This is a genomic window from Clostridium sp. Marseille-P2415, from assembly GCF_900155545.1.
In the GTDB taxonomy this organism is placed as follows: Bacteria; Bacillota; Clostridia; order Lachnospirales; family Lachnospiraceae; genus Lacrimispora.
This window is the reverse complement of record NZ_LT732525.1, coordinates 466,908-486,196: the sequence shown is the minus strand read 5'-3', so window position 1 is coordinate 486,196 and position 19,289 is coordinate 466,908. Positions and strand designations below refer to the sequence as shown.

Below are 19,289 nucleotides of genomic sequence, written 5' to 3'. Positions count from 1 at the left end.
CTTTTCAAGGAATGGTCACCCCCTGCAGTTTGTAGCCAAGTCCCCGTACTGTCATCAGAAATTGGGGACTGGAAGGTTCCGGTTCGATTTTTTCGCGCAAACGGCGAATGTGCACCATCAATGTGTTTTCATAGCCGTAGAGCGTATCCCCCCATGCCGCAAGGCATAAACTGTCCCCGGTCACGATCTTTTCCCGGTTTTCATACAGTTTTTCAAGCAAGGCGTATTCCTTTGCGGTAAGCGTAAAAGAATTATTTGGAGAGGTTGCCGTTCCGCTGTTTAGATCTATTTTTGTTTCACCCAGATAAAAAACCGGTTTTTCTTTTTGATTCAGTATGGCTGGAAAATAAGTACGGTTTAAAACAGCATGAAGCCTTAATGTCAATTCTTTTGGAAGAAATGGCTTTGTAATATAATCATCGGCACCAAGCCCAAGGCCCAGCAGGCGGCTTTCGTCTTCATCCCGGGCGGAAAGAAACAATACCGGTACAGAGGATATGGCACGGAATTCCCGCATCAGTGAAAAACCGTCACCATCGGGCAGGGAAACGTCCAGAATGACGCCGTCCGGTTTTTCCGATGCAAAAAGCCAACGGGCCTCTCTGCAGTCACCTGCAGAGAAAATTTTATAAAAACCGCTTTGTTTCAGTATGTCTATTACCATCTTTCGAAGTTTCGGCTCATCGTCTACAAGAAGCAGTCTGCAGTCAAAAATATCGTTCATTTGTCTGTTTAACCCTTTCATTTCGTATTATTATCATTATAGCCTAAATAAACGGAAAATGGACAGGAATGTCCAAGTTTAAGGTAAATGTAAGGTTCCATACAGCCTCCCGTAAGGAAGCTTTGTTAGGATGAGTTTCATCTAACAGAAAAGGAGAGTATCAAATGACGGACATTATAACGACGAATGCTCTTTGTAAGCAATATGGAGAAGCATTACGGGTTAAGGATTTGGACCTTGCAGTGCCTGAGGGAGGTGTGTATGGTTTTCTCGGGCCAAACGGAGCAGGTAAATCCACTACAATGAAAATGATATTAGGGCTGGCAAGACCGACGAGCGGTATCATTACCGTCTTTGGCAGACAGGTAAACGATTCTAACCGGCTTGCCATATTAAAGGAGGTAGGATCTCTGATCGAATCGCCCAGCTATTACGGGCATCTGACAGGAAGAGAAAATCTAAAAATTATCAGTACGCTGAAGGGGCTGCCGGATAATGAAATTGACAGAGTGTTAAAGATTGTCCGTCTTGAAAATCAGAAAGACAAAAAAGCCGGACAGTATTCTCTGGGGATGAAACAAAGACTTGGCCTTGCCTGTGCCTTATTAGGGAATCCGAGGCTTCTGGTCCTGGATGAGCCTACGAACGGCCTTGATCCGGCCGGAATTCAGGAAATGCGTGAACTGATCTGTTCGCTGCCCGGGTTATATGGAATGACTGTCATGGTTTCCAGCCATCTGCTGGGTGAAATAGAACAGATGGCCACCCATATCGGAGTTATCAGCAAAGGAGAGCTTGTTTTTCAGAACTGCTTATCCGCACTTCATGAACGGAGCAGCAACAGCATTGCCGTGCGCACCTTAGATAACAAAGCCGCTGAAAAAATATTAAGGAGTCAGGGAATTTCATGTCAGGAAGCGGAAGACTACCTGATGCTGCCGGATCTTGCCGATAGTGACCTCGTAAATTATATTTTTCAGCTTTTTAATGAACAAATAGGTATTGTGCGCATCGAAGAACGGAGAAAATCACTGGAAGATATCTTTTTAGAGCTGACAGGAACGGCGGTGAGTCTGTAATGAAAGAACTTTTAATAGAATTTCAAAAAATACGCGGAAGAAAAATATGGCTTGCAGCGGCTGCATTGCTTGGTGCACAATGCTTATGGGGGCTTTGGGCTTTTCGAAATATGGATGCCCATGAATTATCACAAGGCTGGGAGCGGTGTTTGTATCACTTTCCCGTGCTCAATGCGGTCATGATGCCGGTGATCATAGCAGTCATTGCGTCCAGGCTTTGTGATGTGGAACATAAGGGGCATACATTCAAGCTTCTTCATACGGTGATGCCTGCAGGAAAACTTTTTGATGCCAAATTCATATGCGGGGCATTGCATATGATAGCGGTAGGATTTTTTCAGGTCATTGTGATTATTATATTCGGTAATGTCAAGGGATTTGGGGAAGTGCTGCCGGTTGATAAGCTCTTTTACCATCTGCTTTTTACCACAGCCATTAATTTGACCCTCCTGGTTCTGCAGCAGGTGTTATCTCTTCTTTTTGCAAACCAGATGCTGCCTTTTACCGTGGGACTGATCGGCAGTTTTGCAGGACTTTTTAGCATGTTTTTCCCGAAAGGCATTCAAAAATGTCTCCTCTGGGGGTATTATGGAATTTTGATTCAGGTTGGAATGAATTGGGACAGGGATACGCGTGTTACTGATTTTTATTCTGTTCCGATTGACTGGACTGGTTTCATGCTGTTAGGTATCATGTTTGCCGTGATCTATATAGCAGGCCGTATGCTGTTTGTGAGAAAGGAGATGTAATCATGTTTTTCAGAACATTTCGTGCGGAAAGGATGAAGCTTAAGCGCAGTCCTGTCTGGCTTGCATTTTTTATTTTACCCGTACTGCCGGCATTTATGGGGACGTTCAATTACCTTCAAAATACCGAAATCCTTCAGGAACGGTGGTATAGCCTATGGACACAGCATACACTGTTCACCTGTTATTTCTTTCTTCCGTCGATCATAGGTGTTTACTGCTCTTACTTATGCCGCCTGGAACATACAAACCATAACTGGAACTCTGTTATGACGATACCGGTACCGGTTATATATATTTACCTGTCAAAGCTTCTTGCAGCTTCTGTTATGGTGTTTTTTACCCAGTTTTGGGTTGGCGTTTTGTTTGTGATTTCCGGAAAGCTTTCTAACCTGGCAGGGCCTGTTCCCCCAGAACTTTTTGAATGGCTGGTATACGGTGTTATCAGCGGGATCGTCATTTGTGCGGTTCAGCTTTGTTTTTCCCTTGTGATCCGCAGCTTTGCCGTACCCGTGGGGATTGCCATGACAGGCGGAATCGGAGGAATTGCAGCACTTTCGAAAGGCTATGGAGTCTTGTACCCTTACTCATTATTAGATTTGGGCATGAGAGCCAACAATCCGCAAGGACCGATGGGGTGCAGCATGGGACAATTTATTGCCAGCAGCCTTATCTATCTGGTTTTCTGTACCATATTTGCAGTTTTATGGCTGAAACGAAGAGATTAGCCGTGAAATAAATAAAATAAGGAATTCCAATCAGAAACAGTACGCCGATGGGTGCTTTTTCTTGACATTCTTAAAATAATATGTTACTGTTGAGTCGAAAAAGTTACATTCCAACAAGTGAAGTTCGTAGGAAAATGACGGTTGTCTGCCGAAGGAGTAACACTCTCAGGCGCCCGGAGCATCGGGCAGGGACTATGAATGGATGTGGCTCTGGAGAATCTCAATTTTGAGTGCCGAAGGTGCAAGGCGCGTGTTATTCGCGTTAATCTCTCAGGCAAAAGGACAGAGTTCAAGCTTATAGCGGCCATTGTGCCTTTATTCGTTTGTTTTTAGAGCCAAATCATGGAAGTATGGTTTGGCTTTTTTATTTACGCGAACAACGAGCCAAACGAACATGTTTACATGTTCACTTGGCGACTGCCGCGATAACCGGAGAAACTCGCAGAGCGTGTTTCTTCCGGTTTATCAAAAAACAGAAAGGATTTTTGCAAATGGAACAGTTTACACAACTCGTCGACAAAATCAGCGGTATCGTATGGAACAGTATTTTATTGTACCTGCTCGTTGGAACAGGAATTCTGTTCACACTTCGTACGCGCTTTGTACAGATTCGAAAGTTTGGGGAAGGCTTTAAGCGGATGTTCGGCAGCTTCCGCCTCAATGGGGAAACTGCCGGAAAAGATGGTATGTCATCGTTTCAGGCTCTGACAACTGCGATCGCAGCGCAGGTAGGTACCGGAAATATTGCCGGCTGTGCGACCGCATTGTATTCCGGCGGCCCGGGTGCGATTTTCTGGATGTGGCTGTCCGCATTTTTCGGTATGGCAACAAACTACGGAGAAGCTGTGCTGGCCCAGAAATATAAGACGGTCAATGCTCATGGAGAAGTCACCGGCGGTCCTATTTACTATATCAAGGCATGCTTTCAGGGCACTTTTGGAAAAGTACTGGCAGGATTTTTCTCTCTGGCTATCATCTTCGCGCTGGGCTTCACCGGAAATATGGTGCAGGCAAATTCTATTGGCCAGGCATTTCACACTGCTTTTGGCTTCGATCCCCTGGCTGTCGGTGTCATAATTGCGGCCATTGCGGCATTTACTTTTCTTGGAGGCGTCAAGCGCATTGCAGCATTAACGGAAAAGCTGGTGCCTGTCATGGCGGGCTTTTATATCGTTGGCTGTCTGATTGTGCTGGTTATAAACCATGCGTCCCTGCTTCCTGCTTTGGAATCCATCTTTGTCGGTGCGTTCAATCCCCGGGCTGTGCTTGGAGGTGCCGCCGGTATCGGGGTGCGTGAAGCGATGCGGTTCGGCGTGGCGCGCGGTCTGTTCTCCAACGAGGCCGGTATGGGTTCCACCCCGCATGCACATGCGATCGCAAAGGTCGAGAAGCCGCAGGATCAGGGAGTCATGGCCATTATGGGTGTTTTCATTGACACATTTATTGTACTGACCTTGACCGCATTGGTGATTTTGACATCCGGCCAGCTGAAACCGGGGGTCGAGGGTGCACCGCAGGGCACTGCTCTGGCACAGATGGCATTCAGCCAGGCGTTTGGGTCGTTTGGCAACGCTTTTATTGCAGTATGTCTGCTGTTTTTTGCCTTTTCCACTATCATTGGCTGGTATTTCTTTGGTGAAGTCAATGTAAAGGCACTCTTTGGAATCAAGGCAACCAAGGTATATGCCCTGATCGTTGTACTGTTTATTGTACTTGGTTCCTTTCTCAAGGTACAGCTGGTTTGGAATCTGTCCGACTTATTTAATGCCCTGATGGTATTTCCAAACCTGATCGCGCTGCTTGCTTCGTCCGGCATTGTTGCAATGGCGGCACGCGGTGAGGACATCATGAAAAAATGACAGCATTTCTTCCGTCATTAAAAGAGGGGATGCCTCACTAATTACTTAACTTAGTGCGGCATCCCCTTATAATTCTTCGTACACATCTGAAATGGTCAGTAATCTGTTTTCCAATCACAAAATAACATCAGGATTAAATGATAGGTCCGCCATCTGCTTAAACAACATTGAAGAATTTTAACAGAAATGATATAATCATAATATCAAAGAAATTGGAGTAAAAATATGAGCTTAGAAAAAGATTCACATCAGCCTCTTTATCGTCAGCTGATGAAGGAATTAAAGTCATTAATCCGTACGGGACAGTATAAACCGGGAGACAAAATACCAACAGAACCAGAACTTTCAGAACAATACGAGGTCAGCCGTATCACAGTGCGTAAGACGATTGAGGAATTATGTAAACAGGGCTACCTGGTCAAGCAGCAGGGGAAGGGGACTTTTGTTGAGGCACCTAAAATCTATCGGAAAATAGAACAGCAGAGTAATGAGAGTTTTACAGAAACCTGTCGGATGAATGAACGAAAGCCGTACTCACATGTGTTATCCAGCGATATTGTGGAACCTGAGAAGTGGCAGCAGGATTTTCTGCATTTACCGGATGGGGAACATTTAATTGCGATAACCCGGGTCTTATCTGCAGATAGAATACCTGTGATATATGAACAGATATATCTTCCTGCAAAAAGATTTACCGGTTTTCCGGTTGACAGGCTGGAAAATGGATCTTTGTTCCAGTTATTGGAGGAAAGTTATCATTTTAAAGGATCGGCCAGAAGCAGAAGTACGATAGAAATAGGAACAGCCTCTCAGAAAATAGCAGAGCATCTCAATATATTGGCGGGCGAGCCGGTGATGATACTTTGCAATTACATTGAGGACCAACAAAATCAGCCTGTATATATCAGCTATGAGACGATTGTGGGAAGCAGGTATATGATTTCTATTTAGCAGATAAATAACAGAATATATAAAGAAAGACTACAAAGCAGTTTTAGTTACTAGGACAGGCTAAGGATAGTCTTTTTTTTGTGCAATTCAAACAAAAAATGAACTATAAAATGTATAATAAGCTGAAAATTTTTTTTCTTCTGAATAGATATTGAATATAACGATATGAGATGATACAATACGTATCTAAAGGAGGGAGGAAGATGATTCAAAAATATTCAATGGTAATTGTGGCAAAGAATATGTTTGATGGTATAGCTGAATTAACCTTTGAAGGTTACCTGTGTATACGCAATAACAAAATTGTAAAAAAAGGTTTCGGAAAACCAGAGCAGGAGGTATTAGATCATGCAGAACAGGTCCTTCAGTTTGAAGAAGAACAGGTTATGCCGGGAATTGTAGATACACATACCTTTTTTACCGGATATGCCATTTATCATATTGGCGCAGATATCTCAGAAGTATCGGATAATGAAATGGGGCGTCTGCTTCTTAAAAAATATGAACAGGAGAAAAAGCCGGAGGGTGCGTTGTTTGGACATGGCTGGAAACCTGAAAGATGGGATTCCGGTGAAGCAGAGAAAATGCTGGAGAGCGAATATCCGGATAAAGCGGTGATTCTTTTTTCAGAAGATCGTTGTACCTGTATTATGAATCAAAAGGCGAAAAAGCTATATCAGTTTACGCCGGATACATGTTATCCGGAAAGATATTACCGTATTATGCGGGAATATTTGAATGACAGGACTTTTATTAAAAAAGAATTTAAAGATTATATGGCAATGATGAATGCAAAGGGTGTTACGGCGGTAAAGGAGATGGGATTTGATGATTTTTATGGATTTACCGATTATCTGAAGGAAATGGAAGAGTCTGAGGATTTGCATTTAAGAACATTTTTTATGTCACAGCCGGTTGGCAGCAGAATGAATCTGGAGTATGCAGGAAGAATGCGGGAATTGTTTACCGGTGATAAAATCCGGTTCAGTGGTTTTAACTGTATGACAGATGGAACGATTGCAGATTTTCGCGGAGATTTAAAACAGACTTACCAGGGGAAAGATTTTACTTGCGGCATTGAAATTGCATATGATCAGATCGAAACGGATGTTCTTGCAGCAGATGCTGAAGGATTTCGTTATTCCTTACACGCACAGGGGGATGCCGCAGTTGCGAGGGCAGCGGCAATCTTCAATAAGTGTCAGAAAGTAAATGGGAAATTAAAGAACCGGCATGTATTGACGGATATGGAGTTTTCCGATGAAGTAGATATTGAAAAGCTTGGAAGCATGGGGGCCGGCGCAGAATTGTATTTCCAGATCATGTCATTAGATTCTGGTGAAGTTATTCGTAATAATATTAAGAATACGATTGGAGAGGTACGTGGAAAGAATTACTGGAACCGCCGTAGGATGGCGGATGCAGGAATGAATTTAAGCGGAGCTACCGATTTACCGCTTATGATCACCGATGTACCGGAATCTATTTATTATTCTTGTTATGGGTATTTGCAGGGAGAAGGGCCATTTCAGCAGGAGAATACGCTATCGGTCAGTGAATTGCTCAAGGCATGGACAATCGGAGGCCAGAGGAATCTGGGTATGGAAACAGTACTTGGAACACTTGAAGAAGGTAAGCTTGCGGATATCGCTGTATTTGACCGGAATTTGTTAAAGGCAGCCCCGGGGGATTGTAAAGAAGCGAAGGTAGTCATGACAATCATGGATGGTAAAACTGTATATAATGAAAGAGGATGAAATCATGAAAGAAAAGAACATGAAAAAAGGTAGTTTTCATATGCCGCATGCATATACGCTGATTTTTTTATTAATTGTTTTCGTGACTGTATTGACATGGATTCTGCCGAGCGGGGAGTTTAAACGTGCCATGGTGGTTACGGCCGCAGGAGAAAGAAGTGTAGCTGTAGCAGGTACTTATCAGCAGGTAGATAAAACAGATGCAGATGGAAATAGCCTGAGGCAGGGGGTTGCAGAGGTATTAATGGCGCCTGGAAAGGGGATTCAGTCCGCAGTCGAAGTCATAGCATTTGTATTTATTATAGGCGGTGTTTTTCAGATTATGGCAAAGACAAATGCCTTAAATCTCGGAATCCGGCGTGTTGTCAGGAAGCTGGGAAATAAAGAAATTATGATTATTCCAATATTGATGGTGCTGTTCGGTCTTGGCGGAACAACCTTTGGAATGTCAGATGAACTGGTTCCGTTTTATTTGCTGCTTATGCCGGTAATGTTTGCCATGGGATACGATTCTCTCACAACCTTTATGGTAGTTTTCCTTGGTGCATCAACCGGTTATGCAGCCTCCACGATTAATCCGTTTAATGTACTGATCGCACAGGGAATCGCAGGTATTCAGGGAAATCCGCAGCTGGTATTCCGTATGATTCAGTGGGGAATCATGATGGCAGTTGTCATTACATTTGTTACGGTTCGTGCATTGAAGGTAAAAAAGAATCCGGAAAGTTCCATTACCTATGAAGAGGACAAACTAAAACGGAAAGAATTTGCCGTTGAGGATATAGATCATGATGATTTCAGCTTTTCACATAAAATCGTACTTGGTATCTTTGTGCTAGGCATGATAATGGTAGTGGTCGGGCTGATCAAATTTGGCTGGTATATGAATGAATTATCCATGTGCTTCCTTGGAATGGGGATTTTGATGGGAATAGCAGGAGGAATGAAGGAACAGGAAATTGCTGAAGAATTTGTAATCGGTGTAAAGGATATTGCCTTTGCAGCAATACTGATTGGATTTTGCAGCGGAATTCTTGTGATCGCACAGGATGGAAAAATCATTGATACCGTATTGAATGCATTGGCAAACGCAGTAGCAGGTACCAACAATGCATTGTTTGTAGGCGTTATGTATGTGGTACAGTCAATCCTGACTTTCCTGGTACCTTCTTCCTCTGGGCTGGCAGCGCTGACAACACCGGTTATGTCCTCCTTATGTGATCTTCATGGAGTAAATCCGGAAGCATCCGTCACTGTTTTACAATATGCAAATCAATTAACCAATATGATCAGCCCGGTTGCAGGAACTACAGTAGCAGGACTTGCAGTATGCAAGATTTCTTTTGGAAAATGGTGGAAGACATTCGGTAAGGTTTTCTTGCTATTAACATTGATAGCACTTGTATTCAGCACTATTTCAGCAGGAATATAAAAATATGCGAATCAGTGAAATTTGTGTTCGCGCAGTAATCACAAATTCTCATAATTCAAAAGCTGCGCAGAAAGAGGGAAATATGAACAGACCAGAAGATTTAATTAAAAAAATCATGAAAGAAAAAGGAACGATCAAGGATGTATTTCTTACAGCATGCGGAGGATCACTGGTAGACTTGTATCCGGGTTATTATTTTATCAATGCAGAATCAGAAACCGTGCACGCACACTGGCTGACAGCAAAAGAACTGATAGTTACACCATCCAAATTTTTAAATAAAAATGCGCTTGTTATTCTCTGTTCCCATGGCGGAAATACACCAGAAACAGTTAGTGCGGCAAAATTTGCCATGGAAAAGGGCGCAAGTGTAATCACAATGACCCATAATCCGCAGTCTGCCTGTGCAGGGGAAGAAATGAATCCAATTGTATACGAATGGTCCGATGAGGTAAATGAAAAGGAAAGGCCGCAGGGAATCGTATTACGAATCGTAAATGAGATCCTAAAAGCACAGGAGCCGTGCTATACAAAATATGATGCAATCAGGGATGGTCTGGAAAAAGCAGATGGCATTGTGCGTGCGGCGGTGAATCAAGTAAAGAACCGTACATGGCTTTTTGCAGAAGCATATGCAGAGGAACCATTCTTATACATTATGGGATCGGGAGCTTCCTATTCACAGGCATATGGCTTTTCCATTTGTTCTCTGCAGGAGATGCAGTGGATGGATTGCTGTTATCTGCATTCCGGTGAGTATTTCCACGGACCATTCGAATGTACCGATGAGAATCACCTCTATATCCTGTTAATGGGGACTGGAAATGCCAGAGTTATGGACGAAAGGGCATTAACCTTCTTAAAGAAATACGGAAAGAAGTACGAAGTAATTGATGCAAAAGAGCTGGGGATAGAGGCTATTGATGAAAGTGTGAACGAATATTTCTGCCCAATGCTTTTCTATGCGATGAGCGTAGCTTATCGTACCGGTTTACAGGAAAAGAGAAAGCATCCCTTGGATATGAGAAGATATATGGGAGTTGTGGAATATTAAAAGGAGGATGAGGTCATGGCAGAACATAGTGTAAAAATACTGGGTTTTGGTGATAATGTAGTAGATCAGTATGAACATATCAAGACAATGTATCCAGGAGGAAACTGTGTAAACTTATGTGCATATGCAAAGATGTTTGGGGTAGAAAAGTCTGCATATATGGGGTATTTTGGAAATGATACAAATGCAGAATATGTAATCAGTGTTTTAAATAAATTACAGATCGAAACAATAAAATGCAAACAGCTGGAAGGAGAAAATGGCTGGGCGAGGGTTACACTGGTGAATGGCGACCGTACCTTTTTGGGCTGTAATGAGGGTGGAATCCGAGGTGAGACACCTTATATTCTGGACCGGTTTGATCTGGAGTATATAAAGCAGTTTGATCTGGTACATTCCGGCAATTACTGTTTTACCGAAACACAGCTGCATAAAATCAAAGAAGCAGGCGTTCCGATTTCTTTTGATTTTTCCGATGATTCCACAGAGGAATATTACAGCCGTATTGTACCGGAGATTGATTATGCGTTCTGTTCTTTTGATGGTAATGATGAGGAAGTATTAGAGCACTTAAAAATGATCCATGGATATGGCGCAAAATTAGCCGCTGCATCACGGGGGGAAAAGGGCTGCATTCTCTATGATGGAAAAGAATTTTATAAACAGCCGGCTGTACCATTGGAAAAAGTCGTAGATACTATGGGTGCCGGAGATTCTCTTATTACCTCATTTCTGATCGGTTATACGGATCGCATGAAAAAACAGGCAGAACAGGAAACGGCTATTCGTGAAAGTCTTGCAAATGCAGCAAAGTTTGCAGCAAAAGTCTGTGGTATAGAGGGGGCATTTGGTTACGGAACCCACTATGAGTAATGAGATAGGAAGGAAAGGCTATGATATATCAAGGTGATGCATTTAAATATATTCTTCAGACACCGCAAATCCTATCCGATATCATGAGCCGGCAGCAATCCATTTTTTCAGAGAGCTGCGATGCTCTGGCTGGAAAGAAGATGACAGAGCTCTATCTGACAGGCTCCGGTTCCTCCTATAACAGTGCGGTATCAGCGGCCGGCTTTCTGCAGAGAATACTGGGTATAAGGGTATTTACCGTATACCCGGCGGACTTTATGGAAGAGATGGAGGCCATCAATCCTGATGCTGTATTGATTGGAATCTCACAGCAGGGGACGAGTGTGGCAGTCATTGAAGCAATGGATAAGATGAGACAATCCGGAAGATTTGCAATTTCTGTTACCGGTGAATATGATACAGAGATCACAAGGCATGGTGATGCAAATATTTATATAGAATGCGGATATGAGGACGCTGGTGCGACGACAAAGGGATATACAGCAAGTGTTCTGACACTGATTCTCTTTGGTCTGAAGCTTGCCAGACAAAGAGGAACGCTTACAAACGAAGAATACGAATCGTACCAGATACGGATAAAGAAGATCATTGATAATATGGAACCGGTGCTTATACAGAGCAGGGAGTGGTGTGAGAAACAGGTAAACAGCTTGCTCATTTGCAGCAATTTAATAGTCATTGCCGGTGGAAATCTGAAGCCGTTGTTGTTAGAAGCCGTTTTAAAATTCTCAGAAACCTGCAGATTTCCGGTTCGGGGCTATGGGGCAGAAGAATTTATGCATGGAATGTATAATGCGGTAGACCGTCATACTGAATTTTTATACTTGTTTCCATCTGGGGGATATGAATTGCAGAGAATGCAGAAGCTGTATCATTATTATGAGCATCAAGGAAATAAGCAGTATGTTTTGAATTTTAATCCTGTGAAAGGGCTGACCGGCTGCTTTGTCAATGATAAGGATTTTTCTGTTTTGGAGTTTGCATTGCCATTACAAATGTTATTTGTGCTTACCTCCAGAGGAAAAGGAATTGATTTGAATGTTCCAAAGGATCCTGATTTTCATAAATATATGAAAAGCAAAATTGAAGAATAGAGGCAGATAAAACGAAACTCTTTTTGACAGAATTACAAAATATACTGTTAAAAAGAGTTTGTTTTAAAATTAGAATAAAACCAGTACTCATATTAAATCTGTGTGATATACCTGGCGGGATTTTGATGCATATTTGAAAGGTTAAGAGAATCAATGAATAGGGAACGTAGTAAAAAAAAATCTGTAGTCTTTATTGTACTTCTTTTAATTGTTGCAATTTTTGGGCAGATAACAGTCATGCCACTGCAGGCTGCAGTAAAAAAAGAAAATAAGAAAATAGTAGTTGGAACGAATGCAGAGTACGCACCGTTTGAGTATAGAAACAGCGATGGTGAATTGACAGGATTTGATTATGATCTGCTGGAAGCAATCGCTGCCGAAGAGGACATGGTACTTGTCTGGAGAGATCTTCCATTTGATTCGCTTATCGGTTCCATGGAGGCAGGTGATATCCAGATTATTGCAGCAGGAATCGGACCAACCGAGGAGCGAAAGCAGAGTGTTGATTTTACGGATGTGTATTATACCGGCTCGCAAAGCATTATCTGCAGAGAGGATCAAAAGATATCCACGTTTGCAGATCTGAACCAAAAGACGGTTGCAGTATTGGAAGGTTCCATGAGTGATATGATCGCCTCCGGTGAAAATTGTGATTATGGGGTTGTAGAGAATGCATTCGTCAAGAGGTTTAAGACTGCGTCAAGTGCCATAATGGAACTGAAAAATAATGCAGCAGATGCGGTTGTAATTGATACGATTATGGCAGAAATATACTGTAAGCAGACAGATGGACTTAAATACTCCGAAGTAGAAGGAACGGATGAGGATACGGTATTCTGTGTTGAAAAGGGGAATTCACAATTAAAAGAGCTGATAAACAATGGATTAGAAAAGGTCAGGGAAAATGGAACCTATGAGAAACTGTATGCCGCATATTTTACAGGGGAAGACGGTGACGGACAGCAGATTCTCGGAACCAGCAGTGATAAGGGCTTTTTTCCGGTATTGAAATTCATTTTTGGCAATGAGAATCGCTGGAGGTATTACCTCAACGGACTAGGAATTACAATTATTGTATCTCTGCTATCGGTTTTTCTTGGAATTGGAATCGGCCTGATAACAGCGGTTCTGCGCTTGAGTGCAGACAGAAAAGGAAAAAAGACATTTGGCTCAATTGTTACGTCTGTCTATGTAGATATCATTCGTGGTACACCATCTGTCCTTCAGCTGATGATCATCTATTTTGCGGTATTTCATAGCCGGCTGGGGTATATGGCAGCCGTAGTAAGCTTTGGTATTAACAGTGGAGCATATGTCTCTGAGGTAATCCGGGGCGGTATTCTGGCAGTTGACCGTGGGCAGATGGAGGCAGGGAGATCGCTGGGGCTCAGCTATCGGGACACAATGCGGTTTATAGTCATGCCGCAGGCAGTCAAGAATATACTTCCGGCAATGGGGAATGAATTTATCCAGCTGATTAAGGAGACTTCTATTCTGGGATATGTTGGAATTGCAGATTTGACAAAAGCAGCAAGTTATGTTTCCTCCAGAACTTATCAGATGTTTATTCCTCTGCTGGCGGCAGGTATCATCTATTATCTTCTTGTTAAGATGCTGACAGTGATACTTCGCAGATTTGAAAGGAGGCTGAGGGAAAGTGATTGAGGTAAATAATTTAAAAAAATCATTTGGTGAGGCAAAAGTGCTTAATGGAGTAAATGTGCAAGTCAATCATGGAGAATGTATTTGTATTATTGGACCCTCTGGTTCTGGAAAATCGACATTCTTACGTTGTATAAACCTGTTGGAAAAACCAGATGACGGACTGATCAGCGTGGATGGAGTTAACATTTTGGCAGCGGATCTGAATGTGGATGAATATCGTACCAGGGTAGGAATGGTTTTTCAGCATTTTAATCTGTTCCCAAATCTGACAGTAAAGCAAAATATTATTCTTGCACCCATGCGGGTGTTGAAAAAGGACCGTAAATATGCGGATGAAGTGGCAAAAAAGTTATTAAAGCAGGTGGGATTGGATAAAAAGGCAGATACATATCCAAATAAATTATCTGGAGGGCAGAAGCAGCGTGTTGCCATAGCCCGTGCGCTTTCTGTGAATCCGGAGGTGATGCTCTTTGATGAACCAACCTCTGCACTGGATCCGGAAATGGTCGGAGAAGTATTAGATGTCATGAAGCAGCTGGCCAGGGAAGGAATGACTATGATTGTGGTCACACATGAAATGGGGTTTGCAAAAGAAGTCAGTGACCGGGTATTGTTTATGGATCAGGGTATGATCCTGGAAGACCAGCCGCCAAAGAAGCTGTTTGAACATCCCGAGCATGAGCGGACAAGGATTTTTTTGTCGAAAGTACTTTCCTGATCCAATCATATATTTTTGATAAGCAAGGAGATAAAAATGAAATTAATAAAAAGAGAACAGATTGCAGGAATGAATATTCATTATTTGTTTTATTCATTTGAGTATTTTTTAGATGCACAGGTGAATGCAGGAATTAAGACAATTGAATTATGGGCAGGAACTCCACATTTTTTTCTGAGTTATCTTGAATACTCGGATTGTAAAAGAGTGCAAAGACTGATAGAGAAGAGAGGGCTTCAGGTAAAAATAATCACGCCGGAAAACTGTACTTACCAGTATCAGTTTGCGGCCCAGGAAAGGGAGCAGTTTGAAAAAAGCGCATTATACTTTAAAAAAGCATTGGATGCAGGAGCGGAACTGGGCTGTGAAATTATGGCAGTCAATTCCGGCTGGGGATATTGGAATGAAGACAGGGAGGAAGCCTGGAAACGTTCAAAAGAGATGTTGACGGTTCTTGCCGATTATGCAAAAACAAAAAATATACGGCTTGCAATGGAATCCCTGCGGCCGGAGGAATCAAATCTTGCAACGACCGTACAGGATGTTAAACGCATGTTGAAAGAAGTAAATCATCCAAATCTAAAGGCAATGATTGACACGACGGCAATGGGAGTGGCAGGAGAAACCATTGACCAGTGGTTTGAGGAACTTGGAGATGATATTATCCATATGCATTTTATTGATGGAAATCCATATGGACATCTGATCTGGGGGGATGGTACACACAATATAAAAAAATTTTTAGAATCTTTAAAACGGCATAGCTATACCGGTTATCTTGGCCAGGAGATTACAGAATTTGATTATTATAACAGGCCCGCTGAAGCAGACCTGCGCAATAGGAAAGCATTTGATCCATATATTATTTAACCTTGCGTTTTGATTATTCCTTTACCCCCTCCAGAAATCCCTGAAACTCATGAAAGTATGTTTCTTCTATTTTTTTCATCCACACCGTGATTTTCTCATCAGACAGCCGGAGCAGGAAATGGATGGATCCCACACATTCTCCTGCAATCTGGACCGGCAGGTATAAGGTATCGGAGCCGGCCCACATTCCCTGCACGGCTATTCTCTGTTTATATCCTTCCAGAATGCTTACTGTCTGAGTGTGAAAAGAGAATGGAATATGGAAGGCAGAGTCCGGGCCGGAAAGGGCGAGGGTACCCTCTGACGGACCAAAGAAGAGGGAAAGCCTGGAAAAACCGCCTGGATTCGCGTAAAGCCGGTAAGAGGCATCCCAGGACCGGGGGCCTGCCGGATTCCATATCTGTTCCGTATTATACCGGATTTTTTCAACTGCATCATGGATCAGATCCAGGATCTTCTGGTTTCCGCCCTTTATATTTTGTGTATCCGCCGTGACCACAAAAACCAGATCCGGTTCAGGATAGAAGAGAACGTACTGGCCCCCCATGCCGTACATGGCAAATCCATTCCGGATGCGCCAGAACTGATACCCATATCCCTGCTGTTCCTCTGTTGTCTGGCCAAAATGAATGGTAGGTACTTTAAAAGAAACTGCCTCTCTTAAATAATCTGCAAATTTCCCTGTTCCCTTTTTCAGGGTATCCATACAGAACCGGCCCAGCTTTAATAAGTCCATGGGGCGGGCCATAAGGCCGGAGCCGCCCATTTCCGAGCCGAATGGATCCAAAATAATGTAGGCCTCTTTGGAAAAAACGGTTTTATCCGGACATTTCTCCCTTAGATAATCCAGAACCCCTTTTCCTGTAAGCTTTTTTACAAGGGCGGCCAGCGTATGGCTGGAAGAGGTGTCGTAAAGGAATATCTGGCCGCTTCTGTGGGAGGGGGGCGTGGTGAAGAAGCTTTCCACCCAGTTTTTGCTTTTATCCGCTTTGTAAGTGGTGGCAGAGTGGCAGGTTTCCATGGAAAGCATATGGCATATGGTCATTTCTTTCAGCCAGGGATGTATCCTTCCACCGGAACAATATTCCGGAAAATAATCCGTGATCCTGTCATCCAGGGAAAGTCTCCCATCTGCATAAAGGAAGCCTGCGGCAAGGGAACAGAGGCTTTTTGTAATGGAAAACATGCGGTGTAAGTCCAGGGCGGTGTATGGGGCCTCATAGGCCTCCTTCAAAAGCGTGCCTCCCTGCTCTGCGAGGAAGCTGTGGATGGGCAGCCCGCTTTCCTTAAGCCGGAGCCAAAGGGCTTCTGTAATTTCTGAAACATTCTTAAATCTGCTGTCTTGCATTGACTTTATCCCTCATTTCCTTTGGTGATACACCAAAATTCTTTTTAAATACGCGCCGGAAGGAGGCGGCATTGTTATATCCAAGATACTGGTACAGGGCGGACAGGCTTGTGTCAGATTCCAGGATCATTTCCTTGGCCTTAGCCATGCGCAGCCGCTCTAAGTAGGTGGAAAAGTTTTCCGATACCTCTTTTTTAAACAGATAACTGAAATAGTTCTCCGAAATCCCGAACTCATCGGAAATTTTTGTCAGGCACAAGTTCGGATCGTGATAGTTGTTGTTTATGTATTCCTGTATTTTAAGAATCAGTTCATTTCCTTCGGAGCCGCATACGTCACACAGCTGGGTAGCAATGGCTCTTAAGCTGTCCAGGCTCATTTCTCCTTCAAACTGTTTGTCGATCATGTCCAAAAGCTTTAATTTTTCCGGCGCCAGACCGTCCGTGATGATGTTGTGCCTTTTTTTGAAGACAGTAGCGCGCACATCGGAGATCAGCCAGCGCTGCTGGGTGTAGGAAAGATTTCTCTTTCCGGTGTTTTCATTCTTGATGAGCTTGAACAGCTCATGGACCTGATCCTTGTTTCCGATGGAAATAAATCCGCTTAACTGGACGGAAAGGCTTTCCGGGTAGTAATAGACATCGCTGGACTGAGTGAAATCACAGCTTAAAATATATTTTTCTACCGTTGTAATGGATTTCGCTTCCTTCGCCTGCTGGTAGGATTTCCATGTGTAGGAGATGAAGCTGTTTCTGCCGCCTAAGCCGCCGCTGATCCAGATCCCATACTTTTCCAGAAGCTCTTTGTGCAGGGCGGTGAAAATTTCCCTGTCCCGGCTGATGACCTGCGCGGGGGGAACAGACTTGCCGGAGGCAATCAAAATGGCAAACACCCGGTCGGATGGCTTGTAAATATACCCGGTGTCAGGATAGTAGCGGCGCAGGGCCTCCCTTACCAGCATGTCATAGTTCTGGAGGCATAGCTCCAGATCATTGGAGCGGATCATGGAATCCTCGGAGGGGGATACCTCGGTGTACAGAACATGGAATTTTGTATCCGGCCGGTCCAGGGAAAGCTCACCTATGATGTACTGCATCTCATCGTTGGTGGTGATGCTTCCCTCCATGATCCTTCTCATGTAGGATTCTATGACCACAGGCTTCTGTTTCTCCACCAGAAGGTTTAAAGAGGTGGCCATGGATTCCGTTACGGTCAGTTCATTTGCGAGCTGGGTTAGGCAGCGGCTGCCGAAGGAGGAAAAAACTCCCGCAATGATTCCGCCCAGACATAAGGCCGCAATGGTGATGGCTGTAAAAAAGCGCTGGTAAGGGAGGATCGAGTAATAAGCCTTATCCGCAGGCTGGACCAGATAATAGGTCCAGTTATTATAGGAAGAGGAAACCGTGGTCACCAGCATTTCCTGGCGGTTTCCCTTCGGGGTGAAGCGGGCAGTCTGGTTTCTGTAATCCAGTTCTTTTAAGGTGTCGGAGCTGCTTACTTCCCCCGCGCCGGACAGAAGGAACGTCTGGGAGCCGTTCTTGTCGTAAGCCACCAGGTACCCTTCTCCGTATAAGTTCATGTCTGAAAAATAGGCTGTGATCAGATCGTAGTCGAATTCATAACACAGAACAGAATCCGCTCCTGCTTTAAGAACTGAGGCGGAGAGGGGCTGGATGTAAAGAAAGCTCCTGGATGTACTCTGGTATTGTCCAAAGGGAATGAATTTGTTCCAAAACTCACTGTTTAAAAGGGCGTTGGTAAACTGCTTGGGTTCGATCTGATACGTTGTGTTATGCCGGATATAAAAATCGTAATCCGAGAACAGGGTGGAGGAAACTGCATATTTGGAATTTTTCATGTAAATAAAAGAATTGCTGATCGGAAGCAGCAACTCTACCGGAGTGATGGATTTTAAACTCAGCTGGGTCTCATAGGCCAGATGGTAAAAATCGGGTTCTTCATCCCCTGTGAGATGGGAAAGGTCATTAAACAGGATATTGGAAGAAGTCTGTCTCGCCGCTGCATTCATCAGCTTCATGGTGTAATCAAGCTGGGTGACAGAGGAGGAGAGGGTGAGCCGGTTCTGTTTGTTGATGCCGTTTTTGACCTGACAGCAGGAGATGTAGTACAGGATCACTCCGATAATAAGAATTATTGCCAGTATCATAATGTAGGACAACATCAGCTGATTTTTAAATGGGATGCTGTTGTTTTGTTTTTTCATGGTTACCATTCCTTTTTTCATATGAAGAAATTATAGTATGAAATACTATCAAAATCAACAAATTGGGATAACCGGGTAAAATCTGCACACTGATAGTAAAAAATGTACTCAAAAACAGCCTGTATTTTGACATATCATTCATTTGAAAGCGCCGGTAAAAGGGAAAA

Annotated in this window: 16 protein-coding genes and 1 riboswitch; of the genes, 13 read left to right on the top strand and 3 right to left on the bottom strand. The window is 43.4% G+C overall.

Annotated features, from left to right (window positions below; translation table 11 throughout):
• Positions 1-4: 4 nt before the first annotated feature.
• Positions 5-724, bottom strand: a complete 720-nt coding sequence (locus BQ9856_RS02350) for a response regulator transcription factor (protein ID WP_077610005.1) — start codon at positions 722-724, stop codon at positions 5-7.
• A 164-nt stretch (positions 725-888) separates the two neighbouring features.
• Here BQ9856_RS02350 and BQ9856_RS02345 point away from each other — a divergent pair, with 164 nt between their 5' ends.
• The 13 genes from BQ9856_RS02345 (at position 889) to BQ9856_RS02285 (ending at position 15,550) form a co-directional block, all read left to right on the top strand.
• Positions 889-1,803 (top strand): ATP-binding cassette domain-containing protein, encoded by a 915-nt coding sequence (locus BQ9856_RS02345; protein ID WP_077609542.1) that lies wholly within the window; start codon positions 889-891, stop codon positions 1,801-1,803.
• Entirely contained in the window at positions 1,803-2,552 is a 750-nt protein-coding gene (locus tag BQ9856_RS02340) for an ABC transporter permease (protein ID WP_077609541.1), read from the top strand. The genes BQ9856_RS02345 and BQ9856_RS02340 overlap by 1 nt, the downstream gene beginning before the upstream one ends.
• A 2-nt stretch (positions 2,553-2,554) precedes the next feature.
• Positions 2,555-3,277 carry an ABC transporter permease gene (locus tag BQ9856_RS02335; protein WP_077609540.1) on the top strand — a complete coding sequence of 241 codons (723 nt, stop codon included), beginning with the start codon at positions 2,555-2,557 and terminating at the stop codon, positions 3,275-3,277.
• Between the two features lie 200 nt (positions 3,278-3,477).
• Positions 3,478-3,573: riboswitch (glycine riboswitch) on the top strand.
• Between the two features lie 195 nt (positions 3,574-3,768).
• The gene (locus BQ9856_RS02330) at positions 3,769-5,136 is read left to right on the top strand and encodes an alanine/glycine:cation symporter family protein (RefSeq protein WP_077609539.1); all 1,368 of its coding nucleotides are present in this window, start codon (positions 3,769-3,771) and stop codon (positions 5,134-5,136) included.
• A 225-nt stretch (positions 5,137-5,361) separates the two neighbouring features.
• Positions 5,362-6,087 carry a GntR family transcriptional regulator gene (locus BQ9856_RS02325; RefSeq protein ID WP_077609538.1) on the top strand — a complete coding sequence of 242 codons (726 nt, stop codon included), beginning with the start codon at positions 5,362-5,364 and terminating at the stop codon, positions 6,085-6,087.
• 203 nt (positions 6,088-6,290) lie between these two features.
• Positions 6,291-7,844: an amidohydrolase family protein gene (locus BQ9856_RS02320; protein ID WP_077609537.1), complete on the top strand. Its 1,554-nt coding sequence runs from the start codon at positions 6,291-6,293 to the stop codon at positions 7,842-7,844.
• Between the two features lie 4 nt (positions 7,845-7,848).
• The gene (locus BQ9856_RS02315; protein ID WP_077610004.1) at positions 7,849-9,276 is read left to right on the top strand and encodes a YfcC family protein; all 1,428 of its coding nucleotides are present in this window, start codon (positions 7,849-7,851) and stop codon (positions 9,274-9,276) included.
• An 82-nt stretch (positions 9,277-9,358) separates the two neighbouring features.
• On the top strand, positions 9,359-10,330 hold the full coding sequence (locus tag BQ9856_RS02310; protein ID WP_077609536.1) for an SIS domain-containing protein: 972 nt from the start codon (positions 9,359-9,361) through the stop codon (positions 10,328-10,330).
• Positions 10,331-10,345: 15 nt separating this feature from the next.
• Positions 10,346-11,203 carry a PfkB family carbohydrate kinase gene (locus BQ9856_RS02305; protein ID WP_077609535.1) on the top strand — a complete coding sequence of 286 codons (858 nt, stop codon included), beginning with the start codon at positions 10,346-10,348 and terminating at the stop codon, positions 11,201-11,203.
• Between the two features lie 20 nt (positions 11,204-11,223).
• Entirely contained in the window at positions 11,224-12,297 is a 1,074-nt protein-coding gene (locus BQ9856_RS02300) for an SIS domain-containing protein (RefSeq protein ID WP_077609534.1), read from the top strand.
• A 153-nt stretch (positions 12,298-12,450) separates the two neighbouring features.
• Positions 12,451-13,962 (top strand): ABC transporter permease subunit, encoded by a 1,512-nt coding sequence (locus BQ9856_RS25510; protein ID WP_077609533.1) that lies wholly within the window; start codon positions 12,451-12,453, stop codon positions 13,960-13,962.
• On the top strand, positions 13,955-14,680 hold the full coding sequence (locus BQ9856_RS02290) for an amino acid ABC transporter ATP-binding protein (RefSeq protein ID WP_077609532.1): 726 nt from the start codon (positions 13,955-13,957) through the stop codon (positions 14,678-14,680). The genes BQ9856_RS25510 and BQ9856_RS02290 overlap by 8 nt, the downstream gene beginning before the upstream one ends.
• 36 nt (positions 14,681-14,716) lie before the next feature.
• Positions 14,717-15,550 carry a sugar phosphate isomerase/epimerase family protein gene (locus tag BQ9856_RS02285; protein WP_077609531.1) on the top strand — a complete coding sequence of 278 codons (834 nt, stop codon included), beginning with the start codon at positions 14,717-14,719 and terminating at the stop codon, positions 15,548-15,550.
• 13 nt (positions 15,551-15,563) lie between these two features.
• Here the strand turns inward: BQ9856_RS02285 and BQ9856_RS02280 are convergent, their stop codons facing one another.
• Together BQ9856_RS02280 and BQ9856_RS02275 are read right to left on the bottom strand one after the other, a co-directional pair.
• Positions 15,564-16,898, bottom strand: a complete 1,335-nt coding sequence (locus BQ9856_RS02280; RefSeq protein ID WP_077609530.1) for a serine hydrolase domain-containing protein — start codon at positions 16,896-16,898, stop codon at positions 15,564-15,566.
• On the bottom strand, positions 16,879-19,122 hold the full coding sequence (locus BQ9856_RS02275; RefSeq protein ID WP_159441924.1) for a helix-turn-helix domain-containing protein: 2,244 nt from the start codon (positions 19,120-19,122) through the stop codon (positions 16,879-16,881). The genes BQ9856_RS02280 and BQ9856_RS02275 overlap by 20 nt, the downstream gene beginning before the upstream one ends.
• Positions 19,123-19,289 lie beyond the last annotated feature (167 nt).